Below are 23,438 nucleotides of genomic sequence, written 5' to 3' on the forward strand. Positions count from 1 at the left end.
GCCCCCACCTAAAATAACGAATCAAAGGGGATGTCATGTCAGATGTAGTCAGTTTAGTGGGCCTGGTAGGCGGCCTGGCATTACTCATAGTGCTGACATTGCGCGGCTGGAACCTCTTCATCAGCGCCCCCATCTGCGCCCTCATCGTGGCTCTGACCAGCGGCATTCCGATCTTTCTGGCTGAGCAGAACTTTGTTCAGAGTTACATGTCCGGTTTCACCGGTTTTATCGCCTCCTGGTTCTTCATGTTTCTGCTGGGGTCAATCTTCGGAAAATTCATGGAGGACACCGGCGCAGCCGACAGTGTCGCCGGCTGGATTACCGGTAAACTGGGCAAACAACGCGCGGTGCTTGCAGTAGTCATCGCCTGCGCGGTGTTGACCTACGGCGGCGTCAGTCTGTTTGTAGTGGCCTTTGCGGTTTACCCCATGGCCCTGAGTCTGTTCAAGGAAGCAAACCTGCCGCGCCGGTTTATACCGGCGGCACTGGCGTTTGGCTCCGTGACGTTCACCATGACCTCGGCGGGTTCGCCGGAAATCCAGAACTGGATCCCGATGGAGTATCTGGGCACCACGCCTTACGCCGCCTGGGAAGTCAGTCTGATTGTTGCCATCTTCATGGCGGTGTTCGGCTACTGGTGGCTACAGCGCATCATTGGCGCCGCCGTCAATCGTGGCGAAAGCTTCCAGGTTCGCGCCAACGACCCGCAGCTGCAGGAGCGTCACTTGCCTCATCCGGTAACAGGCATGCTTCCCTTGATAGTCGTTCTGGGACTTTCGTTTTTTTATCATGACACGCTGCAACAAAACGCACTTATTGTAGCCCTGCTTGGCGGCGTACTGACATTGATGGCCATCAACTGGCGTTTCTTTTCCGACATCCAGGTGGCGCTGGGACATGCAACCACCGGCGCATTGATTGCCATCGGCAACACCGCCGCTGTGGTCGGATTCGGTGGCGTTGCACGCGTCACTCCGGCTTTTGATATCGCCGTACTGGCAGTGACATCGCTGCCCGGCAACGAACTGGTCGGCGCGGCAATCGCCGTCAGTGCGATCGCCGGTTTGACCGGATCAGCGTCGGGCGGCCAGGTCATCGCCCTGCCCGCCGTGGCACCGCATTATCTGGATATGGGCGTCAACCCCGAACAACTGCACCGGGTGGTGGCCATCTCATCCGGGGCGCTGGATTCTCTGCCACACAACGGCTATGTAGTCACCACGATTCGCGGCATCTGCAATGAATCGCACAAGGATGCCTATTGGGCAGTCGGCGCGGTGACCGTGATCGTGCCGCTGATGGGCCTTGCCCTGGCACTGTTACTGTTCACTTTATTCTGAACCGATATACCCACAACATGAATTCCCGCAGGAGATGTAAATGCTCGGCAACATGATGGACACACAGTTATTGATCATTGACCTGCTGCGCCACGCCCGCAACCGTCATCCGTCGCAGGAAGTTGTTTCACAACGTCTCGAAGGCGACATACACCGCAGTACTTACGCTCAAATATGGCAACGCAGCAACCAGCTTGCACATGCATTGCACGCACTCGAAATCAAATCCGGCGATTGCGTCGCTACCCTGGCCTGGAATACCCACCGCCACATGGAACTGTATTACGCTGTCTCTGGTATCGGTGCGGTTTTGCATACCGTCAACCCCCGTCTGTTCAGTGAACAGCTTGAATACATCATCAACCATGCTGAGGATCAGTATGTGTTTGTTGATCTGTCTTTTGTCGAACTGCTGGAGCCACTGCAGGACAAATTGACCAGCGTAAAAGGGTTTATCGTCATGACGGACCGGGCGCATATGCCAGAAACCTCGCTCGCACCACTTTATTGTTTCGAAGAGTTGCTGGCATCACAGCCAACTGACTATGACTGGCCTCGTTTTGATGAAAACAGCGCTGCCGCACTGTGTTATACCTCCGGCACGACCGGCAACCCCAAAGGCGTGCTGTATTCCCACCGGGCCATGGTACTGCATGCACAGGCAACGGCTTCCCGTGAACTGCTGGACCTGAACCCCGACACTGTCCTGCTGCCCATGGTGGCGATGTATCATGCTGGTGCCTGGGGTGCACCTTACGCAGCGCCACTGGCCGGTTGCAAACTGGTGTTACCCGGCGCGGGCATGGATGGCGCCAGCATGTCAGCGCTTATCAATAAGGAGGGCGTCACCGTCGGCCTGGGTGTCCCCACCATCTGGCTGACATTGCACAATTACTGGGCCGAACAGAAATTGAACAACACGACCCTGCAACGGGTTTGTGTCGGCGGCGCCGCCTCGCCCCTGGGCATGGTCAAACTGTATCAGGAGCGTTATGGTATCTACTGGCAACCCATCTGGGGCATGACTGAAACCGGGCCCCTGGCAACCTCACTGCCAGCGACACCGGACATCATGGCGCTGCCTTTGCCGGAACGATACCAGTTGCAAATTTCCGCCGGGCGCGCAGCATTCGGCGTCGAGATGGCGCTGTTTGATGCCGATGATCAGCGCGTCTGCCATGATGGTGAAGCAACGGGCGAATTGCGCGTGCGCGGGCCCTGGATCAGTTCTCAGTATTACAGGAACGAAGATCTCAGCGCGTTCCCGGACGGCTGGCTGGCCACCGGTGATATCGCGGTGATCGACCCTGCCGGCATCTTGCGTGTGGTTGACCGCAAAAAAGATGTCATCAAAAGTGGTGGTGAGTGGATCAGTTCGCTGGAGATCGAGAATATTGTCAGTCAGCACCCGTCAGTAAACGAGTGCTCAGTGATCGGAGCCAGACATCCAAAATGGGATGAACGCCCGGTGCTGGTAGTGGTGGTCAACAAAGGTGCCAGCGTCTCGCACCAGGATATCGTGGGCTTTCTTGATGGCAAGATCGCACGCTGGTGGACCCCGGATCAGACCATTTTTGTAGCCGAGCTGCCCAGAACAGGAACTGGCAAGGTGTTAAAAAACGAACTGCGTGAACGCTACGGCAATGTACTGGCGTGAATATTGTTAAAAAAAGGAAAAAGATCATGCTGAGTCTTAAAAAATTCGTCGCCCCGACCCTGCTGGCATTGATGTTCAGTGCATGCACCTCGTTCTCGCTGGCGCAGAACCCGGATGGCCTGGTCGAAAAACAGGTTTTCACCACGCACAACTTTACTACTTACAACGGCCAGCAGATAGCAGAAGTCAATGTCGGCTGGGAGGCATATGGCGAGCTTAACGACACCAGAGACAATGTCATTCTGATCACGCATTTTTTCTCCGGCAACAGTCACGCGGCCGGACGGTACACTGCAACAGATGCGCTGCCTGGCTACTGGGACGCGATCATTGGCCCCGGCAAGGCAATCGACACCAACCGTTATTACGTCATCAGTTCTGATACGCTGGTCAATCAGGAGCCGCACAACCCGATGGTGACCACTACCGGTCCGGCGACCATCAATCCGGCTACAGGCGAGCCTTACGCACTGGATTTCCCGGTGGTGACCATCCGGGACTTTGTTAACGTACAGAAAGCCCTGCTTGACAGTCTTGACGTGGAGAAACTGCACGCGGTTGTTGGTGCGTCCATGGGCTCACTGCAGGCACTGGACTGGGCCACGGCCTATCCGGACTTTGTCGAGCGCGTGATTTCCGTGATCGGCGCCGGCGCTGCAGATCCCTGGACCATCGCCACCCTGCAGCAGTGGGCCAACCCGATTATCGCCGACCCGAACTGGAGCGATGGCAACTACTACGATGGCGATGCGCCCACAGACGGCCTGCGCCAGGCGCTGGGCATGGTCACACTGCAGGCCATGCACCCGCTGATGTTTAATCAGATCTACGCCAACAGCTCGGCCCGGGAAACCGCACCACTGCATGACATCCGGGAAAATTTCAGTGTCATCAATCAATTGAATGCGGCAGCTGAAACCCGCACTACATTCGCTGATGCCAACCACCTGCTCTATCTGGTGCGCGCCAATCAGTTATTCGTGGCCGGTTTTGCCGAAGATCTCGCCACCGGCCTGGCCCCGGTCACCGCCAAAACCTTGTTCCTGCCCGCCACCAATGACCTGTTACTTCAACCCTACCTGGCGCGTGAAGCGCACAGCACCCTGCAAGCGCTGGGCAAGGAAAGCCACTACGAAGAAATTGAGGGGCCGTGGGGACACCTGGACGGGGTTTATATGCTGGAGCAGAAAGCTGAGCTGATATCTGAATTTTTAGGTACAGATTGAGTGGAACTCCTGTAGGTATCAATATTCAAGTCAATCCAATAATCGCCTAAAATTCATGCCGGACAACGCCGAAGCATAGCGCCGTAATAGTCGGGAGAAAGATAAACAATGCCCACAACTCTGCAACAAAAAAATAGAAAAAACTCTTTTCCATACCAGTGAAATGCATCGTGATTGCCGCAAAGATGTGGGCGAACGCCATATTGATTACCAGCACTACAAGAGACAGTTCCATACGTAATCCACAGTGGTTACAACCAACTGATATGTCGTAAAGTGCCATCATTCTTTGAGGAATAGAGAGCTTTTTGTCGCATGATAGGCAGCGCCGAGTAAATATAAAAGTCATTAACAATGATCCAATAGATTCATTTTAGTCAAATATCAAACGAGGCGGCTGATCAATTCGCTGATAAAGCCGCCCGTTTGTTTACTAGCTATTATTTTCGAGGTAAGCACCTGTGGCACCTGTTAAAGCGCCCGTGGCAACAGCGGCACCTATTTGACGAGCCGCATATCGGACTGTCACATAGGCAGCCATGACTAGCACAGGATTGCCACCTGCCACCAGATTGACCTCTTCTTTTGAAAGCTCTCTCATATCTCCTCCTTGATCAAGAATCAGAAACGACGTCATAAGCAAAATACGCTGCAGCCGTGCCGCTCACTGTAGCAGCTGCCCAAACGACCCCTTTAACCACGGCGGGCGCTAAAAAGAACCCACCTCCGCTAACTTGTTGAATCTCCTTTTCGTCAAGCACTTGCATAACCATTCCTCCGTGAAACAGATTTTTATGATCGACTCGATTACACAGCCTTTCTCTTGCAAGCGCCGTCACTTGCAAGCCTGAGCAGGCGAGTGGCCTGCGTACGGATCGCGATTGGCGACCTGAAAATATTTAAGCACAATGCAATCGAGGATTCCTGCTTCTCTGGCACAGAGAACTTATGCCAGTTCCAATATGTGCGGCAGCTCACAAACTGAAGCCATTCAGGGTCCCTACCCAAGGCCCGGCACTTGCTCTACAATCGGGATCAAATCCAACCATCAATACGAGCCTTAATCATGATTTCCTCACCCGATCCGCATATCATTTATCAGGTCTCCCACGGTGTCCTGGTGTTACAGATCAATCGCCCCGACAAGAAGAACGCGCTCACCCAGACCATGTATGCGGCCCTGGCACAGGGTATCGTGGCAGCGGACAAGGATGACGATGTAAACGTTATCCTTATTCGCGGCACCGAGGACTGCTTCACCAGCGGCAACGACGTCAACGATTTTGTGAAAACGCCGGACTCGGGCACCGAACGGCCTTCAGTGCAGTTCATGAAAGCCATCGGCCATGCCCGAAAACCGGTGATCGCTGCAGTGGGCGGGCTCGCCATTGGCATCGGCACAACCATGCTGCTGCACTGCGACCTGGTTTACGCGGCGGAAGAGTCATTCATGCAGTTGCCGTTTACGCGTCTCGGCCTGTGTCCGGAAGCCGGTTCGAGCCTGCTGTTACAGCAGATTGTCGGTCATCAGCGCGCCAGCGAATTACTCCTGCTGGGCGAGCGTTTCTCGGCACAAAAAGCCAGGGAATACGGTATCGTCAATGAGGTACTGCCCGCAGCCGGGTATCTTGAGCACGCCATGAACAAGGCACACGAACTCGCCCGCCTGCCTGCGGATGCGGTACAGACCTCCAAGGCGCTGATCAAACGCAATCAGGCAAAGCCGCTGGATGACATCATTACAACCGAACTGACAGAGTTCGCCCGCCTGCTGCAAACGCCAGAGGCACAGGCCGTTTTTCAGGCATTCCTCAACAAAAAGTCGCGCGCCTGATTAATGCGCTGGGCCAGGTAGTCCGAACCGCCCCGATCGGGGTGCATTTTCTGCATGAGGCGGCGATGGGCAGCGGTGATATCTTCACGCGAGGCGTCGCTGCCCAGGCCCAGGATCTCCAGCGCCAGCGACTCCGTCATCAGCGAGTCGCTGCCGCCGGGCCGTGGTTGTTCGGAGGTGTCAGCTTCCGCATGCGCCTGCCAGTCGGGGAACATGCGATCCAGATAGGCTTCCAGCAATTGAATGGAATCCGGATCCTGGCGACATTCGCTGGCCAAACCAAGCAGATCTTCGAGTGACAAGGTGGACAGGCGCTTGCCGGCAAAACCACCGGACAACACTTCACCATCCATGGCACCGGTACTGTGCGTCAATTCCATCGCCAGCCAGCGCGTTTTGATTGATGACACACCTGGGCCAGCCGAGCCACCGCGCGATGCTGTTGACTGAGTTTGGTATTTTGGCCGCAACATCGGCAGAATCCGCATCAGCCAATGGCCATTACGCAGCAGAAAGGTCAGCAAAAACAGAAACGGCGCTGCCAGCGCCTGTGCCGGCAAACGCCCCATCACGATCAATACCATGATGACCAGGAGCGCAGCGGTCATGCCCACCAGCCATTTGAACTGACGCGCCGTCAACGAGTAGCGCTGACTGATACGACGCAACCCCCAATAGGCAAGCAGGGCCAGCAGCAGTGGCGCCAATAAACGAAGGATAATCAATTAGGGAGCCCTCAACGCGACAATTGGTGACCCAGCAGTTTCACGGCCGGATGCGCTTTTTTGCTGAAATCCTGCAATGCCTTCAGGCCACCACTGGCATAAACAGCTACCGCTTTCAGCAAATCCCGCAACTGGTCAGCGCTGTTGTGATCAAACGGAGAATAAGCGCCGCCGGAAAGCCGCGCCATTTCCACAAAGCAGCGTCGCGCCGTCGCCTCTGATCCTTCCTGAAACATGAACAGAGGCACGTTCAACAAACCCAGCTCTCCGGCGCGCTGGCACAGCACATCCATGCTCTCTTCCATACAATCGCCAATGTAAACAACAGCATGCACTTTGCTGCGCCGGGTCTCAGCTTTAACGTGGTCCAGCAAACGCTCAATTTTGGTAATCCCGGCCTGGCAACGTATGCCGGTCATCTGCTGCAGCAATTGCCCGGTTTCCAGATACCAGTCGCTGGCATGGAACTCGGCAAAGCCACGAAAGTAGCACAATTGGACCTGCAATCCTCCCAGTGACTGCGCGCTGCTGAACATCTCCGCCTGCAGTTGCATGGCCTGATCCCAGCTGGCTTCGCGGCTCGCGGTGGCATCCAGCGCAAACACCAGCCGACCGGCGGCATTTCCGGTCTGCACCGGCGGCATGGCAGCGACTTTCTGCAAAAACGCGTCCAGTTCCGGCCGCGAAGCCACCGCCTTGGCGTCAGAGGCGGGCTTTTCGTCGGATTTGCTGCCTGATTCGAACAATTTTTTGATATCTTTCATAGTGACGATGATTGTAGCTGAATCAGAACTAATTGTGACATTTCACCTTTTGAACTTGAACAAAAGTCAAATGCGGCCTACCCTTAGGCCTTGGAAGATAACTTACAACAGTACCATCAGTACTGCTTACCTCCATCAGTCACTAATAATAAGTGGAGATCCTACCCGTGACCCCTAAACTCACACGCAGACGATTCATCAAAAGCGTGATATTTTTCGGAGCAGCCGCGTCCAGCGGCGCCGGATTCTATCTCGCAACCGCAGCGGCTCAGCGGCCGGCTGGGGGCGTTGAACGCCTTTTATCGCTTAACGTCAACGGACGTACCCGCCGCGTTGACGTCACGCCGCAGGAAACGCTGGCGCATACCCTTCGTTACAAACTCGGCCTGACGGGAACCAAGCTCGGCTGCAACCGGGGTGAGTGTGGCGCCTGCACGGTGACCGTGGACGACGTCACCAATTATGCCTGTTCAACATTGACCCACTCGGTCAAGGGACGCCAGGTAGTGACAGTTGAAGGCCTGCGCGCCGCTGATGGCACCCTGCACGCGGTGCAGCAGGCGTTCATTGACGAGCTTAGCCCACAGTGCGGTTTCTGCACACCGGGCCAGATCATGTCTGCCGTCGCACTACTGAAGACGAATCCACGGCCATCCCGCGAAGAAGCACGCCAGGCGCTGTCTGGCAACCTGTGTCGTTGTGGTGCTTATGATCACTATCTGAATGGCGTGATGCGCGCCTCGGGGCAATTGTCATGACCTATAAACATATTGGTAAGAACTTCACTCCGCCGGATATCGAAGCCAAAGTTACCGGCGCCGCCCGTTATGCAGAAGATTTTAAAAAAGAAGGTATGGTGTTTGCGCGACTGTTGACCAGTCCGCTGCCGGCCGGACGTATCGTCAGCATCGACTACTCAGAAGCACTGGCGATGGAAGGCGTGGTTGGCATTCTGACCACTGAAGACCTGCCGCAAGCTGCGCCGCCCGCCAACCCGGCGCTGGCGTCAGACATCATTACCTACGTAGGTCAGCCAATCCTGGCCATTGCCGCGGTAACGGAAGAAATTGCAGAAAATGCGATTGAAACAATCCGCATCGAGTTCGAGCGTCGACCCTTTGTTGTCGACCCGCTGGATACGCTGGTAGAAGGTGGCGCAAACCCCTACCCAACTGGCAACACGCTGGTGCGTAATGCCGGCGATGCCGCTGCGGGCACCACTGCCTCCGGTACTGATGTAGGCGAAGTAAAATGGAACCGGGACGCAGTCAGTGCCTTCCGCGCCGGCCGCATTCCGGAAGGCGTCAACTTCCCGGAAGAATGGGCATTTGGTGACATCGATGCAGAGTTCGCCCAGTGCACCAGTATTGTCGAAGAGCAGTTTGTCACCATCGGTCAGCCTCACCATGCGCTGGAGCCAAGAACCGGCATGGCGTACTGGGAAAATGGCCGCTGCTACTTTCACGGTTCCCTGCAGAGCCACACCATCGGTATAGCACCGCTGGCTGGCATGCTTGGCATTGACCCGGCCAACCTGGTGTTCATCAACGAAAACACCGGTGGCGGTTTCGGCGGCAAAATCTTCCCGTACCCCATCATGGCGGTATCAGGCCACCTGGCGCGCAAAATCAATCGCCCGGTGCAGCTGCGTATCACCCGCGAAGAAGAGTTCTACATCGGTTCTGCCCGCTCCGGCATGCAGGGTCTGATGAAACTGGGTATCAAGCAAAACGGTGACGTGGGCGCGGTCGACGTTGTCATTATCGGTGATGCCGGTTCGGGCGGCGGCGCCAGCAACAGCTCCGCAGCCGAACACATCTCCCTGATGCTGCAGCCGGCAGCCATGCGTTTCCGTGGCGTGACACTGTACACCAACACTACGCCGCGCGGCGCGCAGCGTGGACCCGGCCAGAATGAGATGGCGGCCGTACTGGCACCGATTTTTGACAAAGCTATTCGTCAGGCCGGTCTTGATCGCATGGAAGTCCGACGTCAGAACGCGCCGGTCAGCGAAGACCTGATTGGTCCTCGCCGTGGCGCGCTGACCAGTGCCTTCTTCCCGCAAGCCATTCAAATGGGTGCGGACATGTTCAACTGGGATGAGCGCATGCAGCGTTCCGGCCAGCGCAACGGCAACAAGGTAACCGGTATCGGCCTGGGCATGGGTTATCACTCAGCCGGCGCCAGCGGTTACGACGGTTTGTGCCGTATCGGCACGGACGGTCGACTCTACCTGCACACCGGTGTTGGTAACCTGGGCACCTACTCTTACGCATCTGTGGTGCGTACCGCAGCAGAAGTATTAAAAGTGGACTGGGACAACTGTGAAATTGTTCGTGGCAACTCTGACCTGCACCTGCCTTACAGCACCTATCAGGCCGGCAGTAACACCATGTTCACCGAAGTACGCACTAACTTTGTGGCAGCACAAGATGCCCTGCGCAAACTCAAGGAGATTGCTGCCGCGGAACTGGGCGGCGCAGCCGACGATTACGATATCGACGGCGAGCGTGTATTCCTGACCAGTAACGAAGAACAAGGCATGACCTACGCCGAGGCGGCACAACGTGCAGTCGAGCTGGGCGGTGAGTACAGCGGCGAGACCTTCCCGGATGAACTCAATGACGTCACCAAGCGTTCTGTGCAGGGTCTGGCCGGTACCGGCCTGATTGGTGTTGCCAAAGACACCCGTCACCAGGGCACTGTGCCGTCCATGACCATCGGTTTCATGGAAATCGAACTGGATCTGGGTACCGGTAAGTATGACATCGTTGACTATACTGCTGTCGCAGACTGCGGCACCATCATCCACCCACTGGGTTTCCGTCAGAGCATGAACGGCGGCGGAGTCTGGGGCGTGGGTCTGTCAGGCTACGAGCGTCATGTTTACGATCCTCAGAACGGACTGTCGGCCAACGTTGGGCTGTATCAGGCCAAGATCCCGACCTACCTGGATATACCGGCTGTCACCAACAGCGCCGGGCTTGATATCCCCGACCCACAAAGCCCCATGGGCTCACGCGGTGTCGGTGAACCATCCCAGGGCTGTGCAGCGGCGGCGCTTTCCAGCGCCATTTCCGACGCGCTCGGTGGCCACTTGTTCAATCGCGCCCCGGTTACCGCAGACATGATCATCAATCATGTTGCGCAACTGGACCACTTCAACACCGGCGACCTGAAAACGAACACATTCTGAGGTATAAACTATGCCAGCTTATGACAACATGCCAGCTATGGAGCTCTATCAGCCGGTGCAGGTTGAAGATGCTCTAGCCCTCGCCTCCCGCCTGGCGGACAGAGGATGGTTGCTCGGTGGCGGTCAGGACACCTACGGGTGGATCAAAGACCGCGCCAAGCGTCCGGAAGCGCTGATTGACCTGAACGGCATCGAATCGATGCGCGGTATCCGGGAAACCAGTGACGGGATCGAAATCGGTGCCCTGGCCACACTGACCGAAATCGCCAGCAACCCGCTGATACGCGAACGCTATGAATTGCTTGCCAAGGCCGCATCCGTGGTTGCCAGCCCGCAGATACGCAACGTCGGCACCATCGCCGGCAACGTGTCGCAGGATGTGCGCTGCTGGTACTACCGCCGCGGCCTGGATTGCTACCGTGCCGGTGGTAACCTGTGCTACGCCGATACGCCGGAAGCACAGAACCGCGAACATGCCCTGTTCAATGCCAGCCGCTGCGTGGCGGTGACACCCAGCGATACCGGTCCTGCACTGGTCGCTCTGGAAGCACAGATGGTCATCAACCGCGAAGGCGGACAACGCGTCGTCGCAGCCGAGGACTTCTTTGTCGGCCCGGCCATCAACATCACACAAACAACCGTGATGGAGCCAGGAGAAATCCTGACAGCTGTGCGAATTCCGGCCAAATGGGCTAATGCAGACTTTTATTACGAGAAAGTCGCGGACCGCAATGTCTGGGATTTCGCTTTGGTAAGCATTGCTGCGGTCATGCGTACTGAAGGTGGCAACATCCAGGACTCACGGCTGGTCTGTGGCGCCGTAGAATGCACGCCGCGTCGTCTACGCTCTGTAGAGAACGCAATTCAGGGTCAACCGCGCAATCAGGCTACCGCCGACATGATTGCAGGCATGGCCAGTGAAGGCGCTCAGCCGCTGACGCACAACCACTACAAGATGCCCTTGATGGACAATCTTGTGCAGCGTGCGCTGACAGCGTAAGCCAAATAAAAAGCCCGGTTGCAGCCATCAACATGACTGCAACCGGGCTTTTGTATTTCTGACGCCTCAACAAACCTTGAATATCCCCACTTCCTGCTGAGGTGTTACTCTGGTCATCAAATTCTCCAACGCCTGATCAAAAACCGTTTCCAACTTCTCTCTGTTCAGATCCACATGGCGCTGCGCCCTGGCACGACTGGCGTTCCACTGCCGCCAATCGCCAGGCTCCTGAATCACGGGCCATGCCTGACTCAGTGATCTGCCCAATTCGCATTGTACCGACACCGGAAGCTCATCAAAATGTTTCAGAATCACCGGCACCGCATCCCCATCCAGACCTACCAGATACTTTACATCGACTGAGCTATCAGGTTCAGCCAGCACCCGCCCGATGTTGATTTCCGCGACTATGGACACCGGGTTCAGAGCGCCCGCAGCCAACAAAAGAAGCGTGCCGAATAGTACAGAACCAAAGGCAAAACCCTGGGGGCGGCCACGCAGTACCGTCAGCGCAAAGCCCACCAAGGTGACCGCCAGCCACAGCATCAAACCCAGCGCCAGCAACCTGTCCAGTGTCAGGCCGAACGCTTCCACATACAACAACAAACGCTGCAAGGCAGAGACCATGATGATCAGCACAAGCACCACCATCACAACGGCCAGCGGCCGAAAAATCCGCACATCGCAGCGCAATCCTGCCATCGCAAGCAGTATCAGCAGCGTCAGCGCTGCCACCCCAAGCATTTCAAAAAAACCGCGTCGCGCGTACTCTGCCAGTGTCAGACCGCTGGTTTGTTCGATGATCTCACGGCCGCCAAACAGGTAGCTCGCCTGCAACACTACAAATACCAGAAACAACAGCACCAGCGATCCCATGACAATCACGGTTTCTTCGCGGCCCAGGCTGAGCTGCTTGGGGACATCGATCTGACCCGGGTCAGGTTTGCGCAGCACCATGGCCAACAGCCCAAAAGCCAGCACCGACATTAGCGTCATGGTGATCAGGTGTTCGACGGCATTGAATGAAAAAATCTCCGACACTGACGACAGGTACGCACTGAAACGTGCATCAGCCGAACCAAATAGCAAGGCAAACACCGACACCACAGGAGTCGCCAGCAGCAGACCTGTGATCACCCCTCGGACGCTGCTGCGCGGCACCAGCGCCGGATCAACCTCGCTTGCGGTTTGCCAGAGAGATTGCAGAAGCAGCACGGGCAACTTTAAAGTCGTCCAGGGATAATCAAGCACAGCGATTCCATAGCGTTCTGACGCGCGTTGCTGCAATAACCCGTTGACGCCGCAGCTCAGCAACACCAGCAGCATCATGGGAATCATCACCGGCGTGGAGCGGTAAAACAACAGGAAGGCCGCCGCCAGCGCAAACACTGACCAGCAAGACGGTAATCGCGTTCGATTTTGCAACCGGGACAACGCGTGCACTGCGGCGATGAACAACACCATCCAACACAAAAAACCGGCGCTCCTCAGGCCCTGCCTGAGCACCAGCAGGTCAGCTGCCACGCCCAGCGCGACGGCCAGCATCGCCGCCCAACCCGCCCGGTTGATGCCGGACGTTGATCCCATGTCTGTCTGTATCATATCAAGTCACCCCAACATAATTTATCTATAGAAAGTACTTTGCAATACAAAGTTTATTAGCAAACAGAAATTTGTTAACTAATGAAAAGTCATTAACCCATAAAAAAATCATTAACCGATAAAAAAGCCGGGCTACTTTTTCATCACCGCAATCAATGCCTCCATATGGACGACATATTTGTTCAGGGCCTTGCGACCGGTAGCGTTCAACGTGTACTCGGTTCTGGGCACCCGTCCGTCAAAACCTTTATGGCACTCGATATACCCGGCCTCTTCCAGTTTACGGGCATGGGCACTGAGATTACCGTCGGAGATATTCAGCAGTGTTTTCAATTCGGTAAAGCTCATGGTTTTGTGGCTGGCCAGGGCGCTGACCAGCCCCAACCGCGTTCGCTCATGGATCAGGTGATCAAGATCGCCACTGACACGGACCGCGCTACCGCTTTTTTTCGCCGATTTTGGCGGCAGCACTGCCTGCGCGTCCGGGTTTTGTGTTTTTCGACTAACCGCCATGCTGCCTCCAGATCCAACCACCAAAAACAATGTGAAATCCGCCAAAACCCAGCGTCAGCAACAGGTCCGATGACACCGGCGCGAACAGTTCACATGCCGCCAATGCAACGAACAGTGCACCCATGACCGGAATGGCGCGCACTGACCAGGCGCCAGCTGTCATCACTGCCGCCCCGTACAAGCCAAGCCAGATCCCAGGTAGCAGGGTCACTGCATCCTGGAGGAAAAATGCCAGGGTCAATAACCCGCCCACACTCATGGTCGGTAAAAACGCCAACAGCAACTTACGCCCACTGGCGCTGAATACCGATTTCCCCTGATCGGCAGTCTTACGCAGCATCAGGGTAAATGCGATGCTGCCTGCAATCACCAGCTCCGCCATCCACACCATCATCCAGGCTGCGTCGCTGCTTTGCTGCGCGGCCAGCCAGGATGCCAGCAGTGCAGACAGCCCGGCGGCCACATAACCCTTACCGGACACACCAGTGAACACACTCGCGCCTTCCATGGTATCCCGGATATACCGCAGGTTCTCCTCTGCGCGCCGGTTTAAAGAAACCGGTTCTGATGGCCTGGGCCCAGTCTTTTTAGCACGAGTCTTTTCAACAAGAGTCATTAACAGGCTGCTTCCAGTTTGCAGTATTTGAAAGTACTTTACCTGACAAAGTTATTAAGTCAACAGATAAGTTGTCAACCTTTGGCCAGCCAGCGATGACTGGAGGCAGAATGTGGTTCAGCGCATCAACGCCACAGACTTGATCAAAGCAAAAACACGCTGCCCCGCAGCCAGACCCAACTGCTGCGCCGACCATGGAGTAATCTCGATCAACAGTGTCTGGCCGTCCTGCATGCTTGTCTCCAGCAAGAGTCTATTACCTGGCAATTCATGCAACTGCCGGATAGTAACCACCAGGTGGTTGCGGATACTGATACGGGCCGGGTCATCCAGCGCTACGCTGACATCACGCGCCAGCACACGCAACCTCGTTGACCCTGACACCGTTTCATCCGGCGCCTGCACACGCAGTTGCGAACCGCGCTCGCCAAACAGATGCAAGCCGTGCGCGTCCATCGGTCCCAGGTGACCTTCAAGCACCGACGACGGCCCTTCATCGGCAAACAGCGGGGAATCGGGCCTGGCCAGGGCCTGCTGTAAGGAGCAAATATCATCAATGCGGCCATCGCGCATGAAAACTACACGGTCAGCAAGTCGCTGTACTTCGTCAGGGGCGTGAGTAATCAATACAACAGGAACACCTGATGTCTGTGCCAGTCGGGACAGAAACGGCATGATTTCACGTTTGGTCTGGGTATCCAGTGCTGCCAGCGGCTCATCCAGCAACAACAGCTGCGGACTGCAAAGCAATGCCCGCCCCAGGGCCACGCGCTGTTTCTGCCCGCCGGACAGCTGATCAACAGCTCGTGTCAGCAGTGACTCCAAACCCAGCATGGCGCTGACTTCATCCAGCTGCAACCGCCGCAGTGCCCTGGGTGTGCGCCTGTAGCCGTAGAGCAGGTTGCCGGCCACGGACAGATGCGGCAGCAAACTGCTTTCCTGGAATACCAGACCAATCCGACGTTTCTCAACAGGCGTCCAGCCAGCATCGCTCTGCCAGCACTGATCACCAAATCTCAGCTGCGCTCCCGGTACACGCTCCAGGCCGGCAATAATGCGCATCAGGGTAGTCTTGCCGCAGCCAGATCGACCAAACAGCGCCGTCACGCCCTGTGCCGGCCATTGCGTGTCGACACTGAGCTCGAAATCGCCGCGACGCAGTTGTGCCCGAATCTGCAGGTTCATACCCTGGCCACCTGAAAGCGTCGGTTCATGCTGTACACCACAAACAATACCAGGAACGAAAACACCAGCAGCAATAGCGACAGACGATGTGCTGATGCATAGTTCATGGCTTCGGTATGATCATAGATCAGCACCGACAATACTTTGGTTTCGCCGGGAATGCTGCCACCCAACATCAGGATCACACCAAACTCACCCACGGTGTGCGCAAAGCTGAGTGTGGCGGCAACAATAAAACCACCACGGCACATCGGCAGAATCACGGTAAAAAACCGATCAATCACGCCGGCACCCAGCGTTGATGCGACTTCTACGGGACGTCGGCCCAGATTGTTGAACGCCTCCAGCAGGGGTTGGACAGCAAAGGGCATTGAGTACAGGACTGAGGCCAGCAGAATACCCTCAAAGGAAAACGCCAGATGGCTGAACCCCATGCTCTCCAGGGTTGCGCCGATCGGACCACGGGGGCCAAGTGCCACCAATAAATAGAAGCCCAGCACTGTAGGCGGCAAGACCAGTGGCAGCGCCACGATTGTCTGCACCACAACACGCAGTGCCGACCTACCGCTGGCCAGCCACCAGGCCAGTGGCGTGGCAATAATCAGCAGAATCAGGGTGGTCAAAAAACACAGCCTGAGCGTCAGCTGTATAGCCTGCCAATCGGCGGCACCCAGTTCAAACATGAGTGTGGTCACTTTGTTGTATCACAGCGTCAATCATCGACATCAAATCCGTTATCTCGAAATATCGCCCGGGCGGCGGGCGTGGCTAAAAACCGGGAGAATGCTTTGGCTACGTCGTTGTCTGCACCCCGCCGGGTGATCACAAAACCTTGCTCAAGTGGCTCATGCAGGGCAGCGTCAATCAGATAAAAACCAGTGGAAGCGAGCCCGGGTTGTACTGCCAGAGACAAGGCAATCAGGCCAACATCCGCCGCACCCGATTGCGCCATCTGCGTCACCTGCGAGATATTTTCACCGAATACCAGTTTGTGTTGTACCTGGCTCCAGATTCCGGTGGCCTGCATCGCTTCGCGAGTGCGTTGGCCATAAGGTGCGATCTCGGGCTGCGCAATGGCAATACGTTCAATCGCGCCATCAACGAGATCTCGCAATGTCAGCCCGGAGGCGTCGAGGTCGGCGCTCCAGAGCACGAGCCGGCCCCAGGCATACACCCGGGGTTCGGAGGCAGCGTAGCCCTCATCAACAAGCCGCTGCGGATACGCCATATCCGCCGACATAAAAAAATCGAAGGGTGCGTCATTGATGATCTGCGCCGTCAGCCTTCCGGATGAACCGTAGATGACTGATACCTGATGATCCGTGTGAATGTCCTGATAAGCTTCAACAACATAATCCAGCGCTGGCCGCAGCGATGATGCTGCGGCCAGCGTCATCTGCTGGGCAGACGAAACGGATGCAAACAGACCGGCAAGCATTGCCAGCGCAATCAACCGGACGGCTTTTGTAATCCCTGACTTAATAACCTGTGGTTTCACGACCCGAGGTTTCATAGAGAAACACCCAGTATGATATGCGACGCCTTGATCAGCGCGCAGACCTGGCTACCCTCTTGCAACCCCAACTCATCCAGGCTCTGCCGCGTGATGATCACCGCCAGCGTATTGCCGCCCATCAGTGCCAACACAACTTCGGCGTTGACGTCGCCCTCCACTATCCGTGTCACACTGCCACACAGGCGATTACGCGCCGAGGTGCGAATGTTGTCATCGCCCATGGCAAGGATGATCCACGACGCCTTAATGATGGCCTGCACTTCGCGGCCCGGCGCCAGCCCCAGTTCCTGAGCACTTTCCCGGGTGACGATGGCATGCAGTGAGTCGCCGCCGGTCAGCCGCAGATTGACCTCTGTGCTGACGCCACCATCGCGCAAACTTTCCACGGTGCCCAGCAGCATATTACGGGCACTGCTTTTCATACTCAGCCTCCTCATCAGCATCAGCGATTCATCCAGGTCTCCCGCTGCCTTGAGCTGCGCCATGAACTGGCCGTGCAGACTCTGCAGCCGCGCCAGATCATCGACCACTTTCCTCCCGGTTGCGCTCAGCTGAGCACCGCCGCCGCCGCGGCCACCATGCTGGACCTGCACCAGAACCGCACCGGCAACATTGTTCATCGCGTCCACTGCGTCCCAGGCCGCCTTATACGTCATGCCTACTGTTCTGGCAGCACCGCTGATCGAGCCGGTGCCGGCGATGGCTGTCAGCAGAGCCAGGCGACGCGGCGATATTTCCCCCATATCCGTTGCCAGGGACAATGGAGCGATAAACTCACCTACCGGTATTCCACGTTCGCGTGTCATAACAATTCACTTTGTCGTAACGGTTACTGGCACACTGCCAGGCACGTGATATATACAAGACTATATCTTGGGCAACATGATATATAGCAAACTATATATTGCAAGTATTTTGCTGCCGCCCAGCCGTCTTGACTCTGGGTGCAGGAGCGTGGACGATGGATGAAAGCGTCAGAGGAGTCTTTTATGGCACAGCTCAATTTAAAGGAACCCCGCCTGTTTCGTCAGGCCTGTTATGTTGGTGGGCAGTGGCTGGCAGCGGACAGCGGCCGGACACTGGATGTGGATAATCCTGCTAATGGAGAGATCATTGGCCAGGTGCCGGACTTCAATGCAGAAGACACCACCGCTGCCATTGACGCTGCGCAATCGGGCTTTGAGCAATGGCGTCAGCTTACCGCCAATGAGCGCAGCGAGAGTCTCTATCGCTGGTATGAACTGATGCTCTCACATCAGGACGATCTTGCCGCCCTGATGACACTGGAACAGGGCAAACCTCTGACAGAAGCCAAGGGCGAGGTGCAGTATGCTGCCGCCTTTATCAAATGGTTTGCCGAGGAAGCACGTCGCGCCTACGGCGAAACCATTCCCGGTGCCAAAACAGGCCAGCATATCATCGTGACGCGCCAGCCGGTCGGCGTCAGCGCCGCGATCACGCCCTGGAACTTTCCCGCCGCCATGATCACCCGCAAGGCAGGTGCTGCGCTGGCAGCTGGCTGCTCCATGATCGTCAAGCCCGCCGAGGCGACGCCCTATTCCGCGCTTGCGCTGGCCTGGTTAAGCGCTGAGGCAGGCATTCCGGCAGGGGTGTTCAATGTTGTCACCGGTCAGCCGGAAGCGATTGGCAAGACACTGACCAGCAGCCCCGTCGTGCGCAAACTCAGCTTTACCGGCTCCACCGGGGTTGGGCGCAAACTCATGGCACAATGTGCCGAACATATTCAGAAGATATCCCTGGAACTGGGCGGTAACGCGCCCTTTATTGTGTTCGACGATGCCGATCTGGATCAGGCAGTGGCGGGTGCCATGGCCTCGAAATTCCGCAATACCGGTCAAACCTGTGTCTGTGCCAATCGCTTCCTGGTGCAGGACGGCGTTCACGATACGTTTGTGGCGAAACTGGCCGATGCCATGAAGGGCCTCAAGCTGGGCGATGGTTTTGAACCGGGCGTCAACCAGTCGGCGCTGATCAACGCTGCCGCAGTAAAAAAAGTCCGGACGCATTATCAGGATGCGCTGGACAAGGGCGCCCGTCTGGTTTTTGGCAGCGCCCCAACCGGCGACAACGGCAACTTTGTAGCCCCCCTGCTACTTACCGGCATCACGCCCGACATGACCTTGTGCCACGAGGAAACCTTCGGACCACTGGCTGGCATTATCCGCTTCAACATCGAAGAAGAAGCCATTCGCATGGCCAACGACACACCCTATGGCCTGGCCTCGTATTTCTACAGCCGTGATGTCCACCGGGTCTGGCGTGTCGCCGATGCACTGGACAGCGGCATAGTCGGGATCAACGAGGGTGCCATTTCCAATGTCACCGCACCCTTTGGTGGCATGAAAGCCTCCGGGCTGGGCCGCGAAGGCTCCAGGCATGGCATGGAAGAGTATGAGGAAATCAAGTACCTTTGTATGGGCGGGGAATAAAATCGCCCCCTTCAGTCAAATCCAGCACAATTCTTGCAGGGTCCAAATCTTGTAAAGTTAAAATGAAAGCAAATTCTTGAAAGAAGTAGCCGACGCAGATCCCGGCTACCATAACAGGAGTGATATATATGAGCCACCTGTCACCTTTACTCGGTCAATCCAGCAAAGTTTGTGTCGATCACGGCAAAGGCAGTTGGGTCTACGACAATCAGGATAATGCTTACTTGGACTTTACCTCCGGCATTGGTGTCACCAGTACCGGTCATTGCCACCCCACAGTTGTACGGGCCGTTCAGGAACAGGCGGGCAAAATCATTCATGCCCAGTATACCACCGTGACCCATGAGCCCATGCTCAGGCTCAGTGATCGCCTGATTGGATATATGCCAGGCGAACTGAACTCGGTGGCCTTCAGCAACTCAGGCTCTGAAGCCGTGGAAACGGCGCTGAGGCTGGTTCGTCATGCCACCGGCCGCGCCAACGTCATCAGCTTTCACGGTGGTTTTCATGGCCGTACCATGGCCGCTGCGTCCCTGACCACATCAGCCACCAAGGTACGTACCGGTTTCCACCCGATGATGGCCGGGGTGGTTTTCGCCCCGTTCCCGCACCTGTATCGTTATGGCTGGGATGAACAACGTGCCACCGACTTCTGCCTGCGGGAACTGGACGAAATCTTCAAAACCCAGACCGCACCCGGTGATACCGCGGCCATTCTCATTGAGCCGATTCAGGGCGAATATGGTTATTACCCGGCGGGCAAGGCCTTTATGCAGGGCCTGGCCGAGCGCTGCCGCCAGCACGGTATTCTGCTGATAGCAGACGAGATTCAGGCGGGCTACGGCCGCAGCGGCAGGTTCTGGAGCCTGGAGCACTTCGACGTGGTACCCGATGTGGTTATCACCGCCAAGGGGCTGGCCAGTGGTTTCCCCCTGTCGGCCATCGCCGCTACCGAGGCACTGATGAAAAAGGGTTATCCGGGCTCCCAGGGCGGTACTTACGGCGCCAATGCCGTGGCCTGTGCTGCCGCGCTGGCCACGCTCGATGTGTTCGAAGAAGAATCACTGGTCGCCAATGCCAGGTACCGCGGCGAACAAATGTACCAGCGGCTGAGCGTGCTGCGTGACAGGCACAGCTGGATGGATGACCTGCGCGGCAAGGGCCTGATGCTGGGCCTGGAAATTGCCGACGGCCCCGATCAGCCACGTCCGGATATCGCCGCCAGACTCACCGCGGCAGCAGAAGCCAAGGGCCTGCTGTTGCTGCGCTGTGGCACCAGCGGTCAGATCGTGCGCTGGCTACCGCCGCTGGTGGTCACCGAAGCGGAAATTGACGATGCCGTGGATCGCTTTGACGCGGCGGCAAAGGAACTGGCACCGACGTTATGAGCCACATTGCCGTACTGACAGCCCCGGATGAACCCGATCTGCCAGGTCTGCAGAACCTGCCTGCTGACACCCGCGTTGAGCATGTGCGTGACGAGAAGACGTTGCGCAATGCGCTGGAAAACGCCGATGTGCTGGTGGTGACCGATTTCCGCTCCGACCTGTTGCAGCGTTGCTGGCCAGAGAATCCCGCGATACGCTGGGTTCATGCCACCAGTGCTGGTGTTGATGCCCTGATGTTCCCCGCGCTGCGCAGCAGTGATATCCCGGTCACCAACGCCCGTGGCATATTCAACCGGGGTATCGCCGAATACGTGCTGGGTGCCGTGCTGATGTTTGCCAAGGATACTCTGGGCAATCTGCATTACCAGCGCCAGCGCCGCTGGCAACATCGCGATACCGCGCTAGTTGATGGCCAGCGCATCCTGATTGTAGGCGCTGGTTCCATCGGCTCGACGGTTGGCCAGTTGCTCAGTGCCGTTGGCATGGACGTGGTGGGCACCGCGCGCAGCGAACGCGAAGTGGCAGGATTCCGCCGTGTCTACGCTCAGCAGCATCTGCCTGAACTGTTGCCCGACGCCGATCATGTTGTGATCACCGCGCCCCTGACACCGGACACCGAAGGTTTGTTTGACCGAAAGACATTGGCCTTGATGAAACCCTCAGCCTGTCTGATCAATGTTGGCCGCGGCGCCATCGTCCGCACCGACGCGCTGCTTGACGCGCTGACCCGTGGCGCGCTGGCCGGCGCCGCCCTCGACGTTCTGGAGCAAGAACCGTTGCCCACGGATCATCCTCTTTGGCAGCAACCAAACGTCATGATCTCAGCTCATATGGCGGGCGACTTTATTGGCTGGCGAAAAGCGCTGGGGGAACAGTTCATGGACAACTTCAAACGCTGGCAGGCCGGCGAACCATTGCACAATATCGTAGACAAATCGTAGTAGTTACAGTCGTGCATGATTGAAAGGAGATTAGCTGATGAGCCAGGAAATTCCGCGTATGACTGCAGTCGAATTGCTGGGACGCTATCGGGACCACAGTCTGTCACCGGTGGAAGCGACCACAGCCATGCTGGACCAGATTGAACGCCTGGATAAAAATACCAATGCGTTCTGCCTGGTGGATCGCGATACCACACTGGCATTTGCCAGGGAATCCGAACAGCGTTATCAGAAGAACGAACCCCGGGGCCTGCTTGACGGTGTGCCGGTTGCTGTCAAGGATGTGTTTCTGACCCCCATGTGGCCTACCCTGAAGGGATCTAAAACCGCCGATCCCGACTCGACTCTCAACAAATCGGCACCCGCCACAGCAGCCCTGGCCCGCAACGGTTATGTGCCCGTTGGCAAGACAACAACGCCCGAGTTTGGCTGGAAGGGTGTCACCGACAATCCCGTTGACGGGGTTACCAATAATCCCTGGGACATCAGCAAAACCGCCGGCGGTTCCAGCGGCGGCAGCGGCGTAGCCGTTGCGTTGGGCATGGCTCCGCTGGCCCTGGGCACCGATGCCGGCGGCTCCATCCGTATTCCCGCCGCCTTCTGTGGCATCGTTGGTCTCAAACCTTCCTACGGTGAAGTCCCGCACTGGCCCACGCCGCCCTATGGCAACCTGGCTCATGCCGGTCCGATGAGCTGGACAGTGGCGGATTGTGCCTTGATGATGAACGTGCTGACCGAAGCCGACCCGCGCGATACCCAGGCAGTGCCTCGCCGCAATATAGACTATACCGCCGAACTGGGCCGCAGCATGAAAGGCCTGCGCATTGCATACAGTCCAAACCTGGGCTTTGTCGACGTCAATCCGGAGGTGGAAAAATCGGTTGCCGAGGCGGCGAACATCTTTGCCGGACTCGGTGCTGAGGTGGTGCGTGTGGACCCGGCATTCAGTGATCCGCTGGCCGCCTTTGGCCACCTGTTCTACAGCGGCGCGGCCAACGCCATCCGCGATCTCGGCCGCCGCAAGCGCGAGTTGATGGATCCTGGCCTGATCGAGGTTGCTGAAAAAGCCTCGCAGCTGAGCATGCTCGAGTACCTTGCCGCAGTCAATGAAGCCAATGCCCTGCGTGAGCGCATGGCAACGTTTCATGGCAAATACGACCTGCTGCTCACCCCCAGTATACCCATTACCGCCTTCAAGACCGGGCGCGAAGTGCCTGAAGACTGGCCCAATACCCGCTGGCCTACCTGGACGCCGTTTACCTATCCTTTCAACATGACAGGTCAACCAGCGTTATCGGTCCCCTGCGGCTTTGACCGGCAGGGGCTGCCTATCGGTCTGCAGGTCGTTGGCGCGCGCTTCAACGACGCTCTGGTGCTGGCGGCCGGTCATGCTTACCAGCAGGCCAATCCATTGACCAATCATCGGCCAGCTCTTTTTTCCTGATCAGCTTTTGAAGAACGTATTTTCAAGAACGATCTATCAGA

22 protein-coding genes are annotated in these 23,438 nt (G+C 56.9%); 11 read left to right on the top strand and 11 right to left on the bottom strand.

Going from position 1 to position 23,438, the window contains the following annotated elements; translation table 11 throughout:
- Positions 1 to 35 precede the first annotated feature (35 nt).
- The 3 genes from WD071_RS04270 to WD071_RS04280 are packed head-to-tail and all read left to right on the top strand — an operon-like array spanning position 36 to position 4,223.
- Entirely contained in the window at positions 36 to 1,340 is a 1,305-nt protein-coding gene (locus WD071_RS04270; protein ID WP_368047097.1) for a GntP family permease, read from the top strand.
- Between the two features lie 40 nt (positions 1,341 to 1,380).
- Entirely contained in the window at positions 1,381 to 2,997 is a 1,617-nt protein-coding gene (locus WD071_RS04275; RefSeq protein ID WP_368047098.1) for a long-chain fatty acid--CoA ligase, read from the top strand.
- 26 nt (positions 2,998 to 3,023) lie between these two features.
- Positions 3,024 to 4,223, top strand: a complete 1,200-nt coding sequence (locus WD071_RS04280) for a homoserine O-acetyltransferase (protein WP_368047099.1) — start codon at positions 3,024 to 3,026, stop codon at positions 4,221 to 4,223.
- A 433-nt stretch (positions 4,224 to 4,656) separates the two neighbouring features.
- Here WD071_RS04280 and WD071_RS04285 read toward each other — a convergent pair whose 3' ends face one another.
- Together WD071_RS04285 and WD071_RS04290 are read right to left on the bottom strand one after the other, a co-directional pair.
- Entirely contained in the window at positions 4,657 to 4,824 is a 168-nt protein-coding gene (locus tag WD071_RS04285) for a hypothetical protein (protein WP_368047100.1), read from the bottom strand.
- Positions 4,825 to 4,837: 13 nt separating this feature from the next.
- Positions 4,838 to 4,990, bottom strand: coding sequence for a class IIb bacteriocin, lactobin A/cerein 7B family (locus WD071_RS04290; RefSeq protein ID WP_368047101.1), 153 nt, complete (start codon positions 4,988 to 4,990; stop codon positions 4,838 to 4,840).
- Positions 4,991 to 5,289: 299 nt separating this feature from the next.
- On the opposite strand from WD071_RS04290, the gene WD071_RS04295 reads away from it, so the two are divergent.
- Positions 5,290 to 6,057 (top strand): enoyl-CoA hydratase, encoded by a 768-nt coding sequence (locus WD071_RS04295; protein WP_368047102.1) that lies wholly within the window; start codon positions 5,290 to 5,292, stop codon positions 6,055 to 6,057.
- Here WD071_RS04295 and WD071_RS04300 read toward each other — a convergent pair.
- Together WD071_RS04300 and WD071_RS04305 are read right to left on the bottom strand one after the other, a co-directional pair.
- Positions 6,024 to 6,782 (bottom strand): molecular chaperone DnaJ, encoded by a 759-nt coding sequence (locus WD071_RS04300; RefSeq protein ID WP_368047103.1) that lies wholly within the window; start codon positions 6,780 to 6,782, stop codon positions 6,024 to 6,026. The two genes, WD071_RS04295 and WD071_RS04300, sit on opposite strands and share 34 nt — an antisense overlap.
- A gap of 11 nt (positions 6,783 to 6,793) precedes the next feature.
- Positions 6,794 to 7,546, bottom strand: coding sequence for a VWA domain-containing protein (locus WD071_RS04305; protein WP_368047104.1), 753 nt, complete (start codon positions 7,544 to 7,546; stop codon positions 6,794 to 6,796).
- A 167-nt stretch (positions 7,547 to 7,713) separates the two neighbouring features.
- On the opposite strand from WD071_RS04305, the gene WD071_RS04310 reads away from it, so the two are divergent.
- Genes WD071_RS04310 through WD071_RS04320 form a run of 3 tightly spaced genes read left to right on the top strand, consistent with a single transcriptional unit; the run spans position 7,714 to position 11,742 of the window.
- Complete coding sequence (locus tag WD071_RS04310) at positions 7,714 to 8,304, top strand: (2Fe-2S)-binding protein (RefSeq protein ID WP_368047105.1); 591 nt, start codon at positions 7,714 to 7,716, stop codon at positions 8,302 to 8,304.
- Entirely contained in the window at positions 8,301 to 10,742 is a 2,442-nt protein-coding gene (locus tag WD071_RS04315; protein WP_368047106.1) for a xanthine dehydrogenase family protein molybdopterin-binding subunit, read from the top strand. Before WD071_RS04310 ends, WD071_RS04315 begins: the two co-directional genes overlap by 4 nt.
- Positions 10,743 to 10,752: 10 nt before the next feature.
- Positions 10,753 to 11,742, top strand: coding sequence for a xanthine dehydrogenase family protein subunit M (locus tag WD071_RS04320; RefSeq protein ID WP_368047107.1), 990 nt, complete (start codon positions 10,753 to 10,755; stop codon positions 11,740 to 11,742).
- A 66-nt stretch (positions 11,743 to 11,808) separates the two neighbouring features.
- Here WD071_RS04320 and WD071_RS04325 read toward each other — a convergent pair whose 3' ends face one another.
- From WD071_RS04325 to WD071_RS04355, 7 genes are all read right to left on the bottom strand, one after another.
- Positions 11,809 to 13,344 carry a DUF4153 domain-containing protein gene (locus tag WD071_RS04325; RefSeq protein ID WP_368047108.1) on the bottom strand — a complete coding sequence of 512 codons (1,536 nt, stop codon included), beginning with the start codon at positions 13,342 to 13,344 and terminating at the stop codon, positions 11,809 to 11,811.
- A 132-nt stretch (positions 13,345 to 13,476) separates the two neighbouring features.
- Positions 13,477 to 13,857 (bottom strand): winged helix-turn-helix domain-containing protein, encoded by a 381-nt coding sequence (locus WD071_RS04330; RefSeq protein WP_368047109.1) that lies wholly within the window; start codon positions 13,855 to 13,857, stop codon positions 13,477 to 13,479.
- Complete coding sequence (locus WD071_RS04335; protein ID WP_368047110.1) at positions 13,847 to 14,365, bottom strand: hypothetical protein; 519 nt, start codon at positions 14,363 to 14,365, stop codon at positions 13,847 to 13,849. The genes WD071_RS04330 and WD071_RS04335 overlap by 11 nt, the downstream gene beginning before the upstream one ends.
- Positions 14,366 to 14,590: 225 nt before the next feature.
- Entirely contained in the window at positions 14,591 to 15,658 is a 1,068-nt protein-coding gene (gene modC, locus WD071_RS04340) for a molybdenum ABC transporter ATP-binding protein (protein WP_368047111.1), read from the bottom strand.
- Positions 15,655 to 16,341: a molybdate ABC transporter permease subunit gene (gene modB / locus WD071_RS04345; protein ID WP_368047112.1), complete on the bottom strand. Its 687-nt coding sequence runs from the start codon at positions 16,339 to 16,341 to the stop codon at positions 15,655 to 15,657. The genes modC and modB overlap by 4 nt, the downstream gene beginning before the upstream one ends.
- A 29-nt stretch (positions 16,342 to 16,370) precedes the next feature.
- Entirely contained in the window at positions 16,371 to 17,171 is an 801-nt protein-coding gene (gene modA / locus WD071_RS04350; RefSeq protein WP_368047113.1) for a molybdate ABC transporter substrate-binding protein, read from the bottom strand.
- Entirely contained in the window at positions 17,168 to 17,980 is an 813-nt protein-coding gene (locus WD071_RS04355; protein ID WP_368047114.1) for a TOBE domain-containing protein, read from the bottom strand. Before WD071_RS04355 ends, modA begins: the two co-directional genes overlap by 4 nt.
- 183 nt (positions 17,981 to 18,163) lie before the next feature.
- Between WD071_RS04355 and WD071_RS04360 the strand changes: the two genes are divergently transcribed.
- The 4 genes from WD071_RS04360 (at position 18,164) to WD071_RS04375 (ending at position 23,397) form a co-directional block, all read left to right on the top strand.
- The gene (locus WD071_RS04360) at positions 18,164 to 19,624 is read left to right on the top strand and encodes an NAD-dependent succinate-semialdehyde dehydrogenase (RefSeq protein WP_368047115.1); all 1,461 of its coding nucleotides are present in this window, start codon (positions 18,164 to 18,166) and stop codon (positions 19,622 to 19,624) included.
- 128 nt (positions 19,625 to 19,752) lie between these two features.
- A complete protein-coding gene (locus WD071_RS04365) occupies positions 19,753 to 21,012 on the top strand; it encodes an aspartate aminotransferase family protein (RefSeq protein WP_368047116.1) in 1,260 nt (419 codons plus the stop codon).
- On the top strand, positions 21,009 to 21,953 hold the full coding sequence (locus WD071_RS04370) for a D-2-hydroxyacid dehydrogenase (protein ID WP_368047117.1): 945 nt from the start codon (positions 21,009 to 21,011) through the stop codon (positions 21,951 to 21,953). Before WD071_RS04365 ends, WD071_RS04370 begins: the two co-directional genes overlap by 4 nt.
- A gap of 37 nt (positions 21,954 to 21,990) precedes the next feature.
- Positions 21,991 to 23,397, top strand: coding sequence for an amidase (locus tag WD071_RS04375; protein ID WP_368047118.1), 1,407 nt, complete (start codon positions 21,991 to 21,993; stop codon positions 23,395 to 23,397).
- The last annotated feature ends 41 nt before the right edge of the window (positions 23,398 to 23,438 follow it).

The organism is Pseudohongiella sp. (genome assembly GCF_040877505.1).
Taxonomy (GTDB): Bacteria; Pseudomonadota; Gammaproteobacteria; order Pseudomonadales; family Pseudohongiellaceae; genus Pseudohongiella.

What these genes read in the sequence shown, in the direction of transcription:
- WD071_RS04360 (WP_368047115.1), top strand. Translation starts at nt 18,164, where the DNA reads ATGGCACAGCTCAATTTAAAGGAACCCCGCCTGTTTCGTCAGGCCTGT.
- modC (WP_368047111.1), bottom strand. Translation starts at nt 15,658, where the DNA reads ATGAACCTGCAGATTCGGGCACAACTGCGTCGCGGCGATTTCGAGCTC.
- WD071_RS04325 (WP_368047108.1), bottom strand. Translation starts at nt 13,344, where the DNA reads ATGATACAGACAGACATGGGATCAACGTCCGGCATCAACCGGGCGGGT.
- WD071_RS04270 (WP_368047097.1), top strand. Translation starts at nt 36, where the DNA reads ATGTCAGATGTAGTCAGTTTAGTGGGCCTGGTAGGCGGCCTGGCATTA.
- WD071_RS04370 (WP_368047117.1), top strand. Translation starts at nt 21,009, where the DNA reads ATGAGCCACATTGCCGTACTGACAGCCCCGGATGAACCCGATCTGCCA.
- WD071_RS04290 (WP_368047101.1), bottom strand. Translation starts at nt 4,990, where the DNA reads ATGCAAGTGCTTGACGAAAAGGAGATTCAACAAGTTAGCGGAGGTGGG.
- WD071_RS04305 (WP_368047104.1), bottom strand. Translation starts at nt 7,546, where the DNA reads ATGAAAGATATCAAAAAATTGTTCGAATCAGGCAGCAAATCCGACGAA.
- modB (WP_368047112.1), bottom strand. Translation starts at nt 16,341, where the DNA reads ATGTTTGAACTGGGTGCCGCCGATTGGCAGGCTATACAGCTGACGCTC.
- WD071_RS04320 (WP_368047107.1), top strand. Translation starts at nt 10,753, where the DNA reads ATGCCAGCTTATGACAACATGCCAGCTATGGAGCTCTATCAGCCGGTG.
- WD071_RS04285 (WP_368047100.1), bottom strand. Translation starts at nt 4,824, where the DNA reads ATGAGAGAGCTTTCAAAAGAAGAGGTCAATCTGGTGGCAGGTGGCAAT.
- WD071_RS04315 (WP_368047106.1), top strand. Translation starts at nt 8,301, where the DNA reads ATGACCTATAAACATATTGGTAAGAACTTCACTCCGCCGGATATCGAA.
- WD071_RS04355 (WP_368047114.1), bottom strand. Translation starts at nt 17,980, where the DNA reads ATGACACGCGAACGTGGAATACCGGTAGGTGAGTTTATCGCTCCATTG.
- WD071_RS04295 (WP_368047102.1), top strand. Translation starts at nt 5,290, where the DNA reads ATGATTTCCTCACCCGATCCGCATATCATTTATCAGGTCTCCCACGGT.
- WD071_RS04335 (WP_368047110.1), bottom strand. Translation starts at nt 14,365, where the DNA reads ATGGAAGGCGCGAGTGTGTTCACTGGTGTGTCCGGTAAGGGTTATGTG.
- WD071_RS04330 (WP_368047109.1), bottom strand. Translation starts at nt 13,857, where the DNA reads ATGGCGGTTAGTCGAAAAACACAAAACCCGGACGCGCAGGCAGTGCTG.
- WD071_RS04375 (WP_368047118.1), top strand. Translation starts at nt 21,991, where the DNA reads ATGAGCCAGGAAATTCCGCGTATGACTGCAGTCGAATTGCTGGGACGC.
- modA (WP_368047113.1), bottom strand. Translation starts at nt 17,171, where the DNA reads ATGAAACCTCGGGTCGTGAAACCACAGGTTATTAAGTCAGGGATTACA.
- WD071_RS04365 (WP_368047116.1), top strand. Translation starts at nt 19,753, where the DNA reads ATGAGCCACCTGTCACCTTTACTCGGTCAATCCAGCAAAGTTTGTGTC.
- WD071_RS04275 (WP_368047098.1), top strand. Translation starts at nt 1,381, where the DNA reads ATGCTCGGCAACATGATGGACACACAGTTATTGATCATTGACCTGCTG.
- WD071_RS04280 (WP_368047099.1), top strand. Translation starts at nt 3,024, where the DNA reads ATGCTGAGTCTTAAAAAATTCGTCGCCCCGACCCTGCTGGCATTGATG.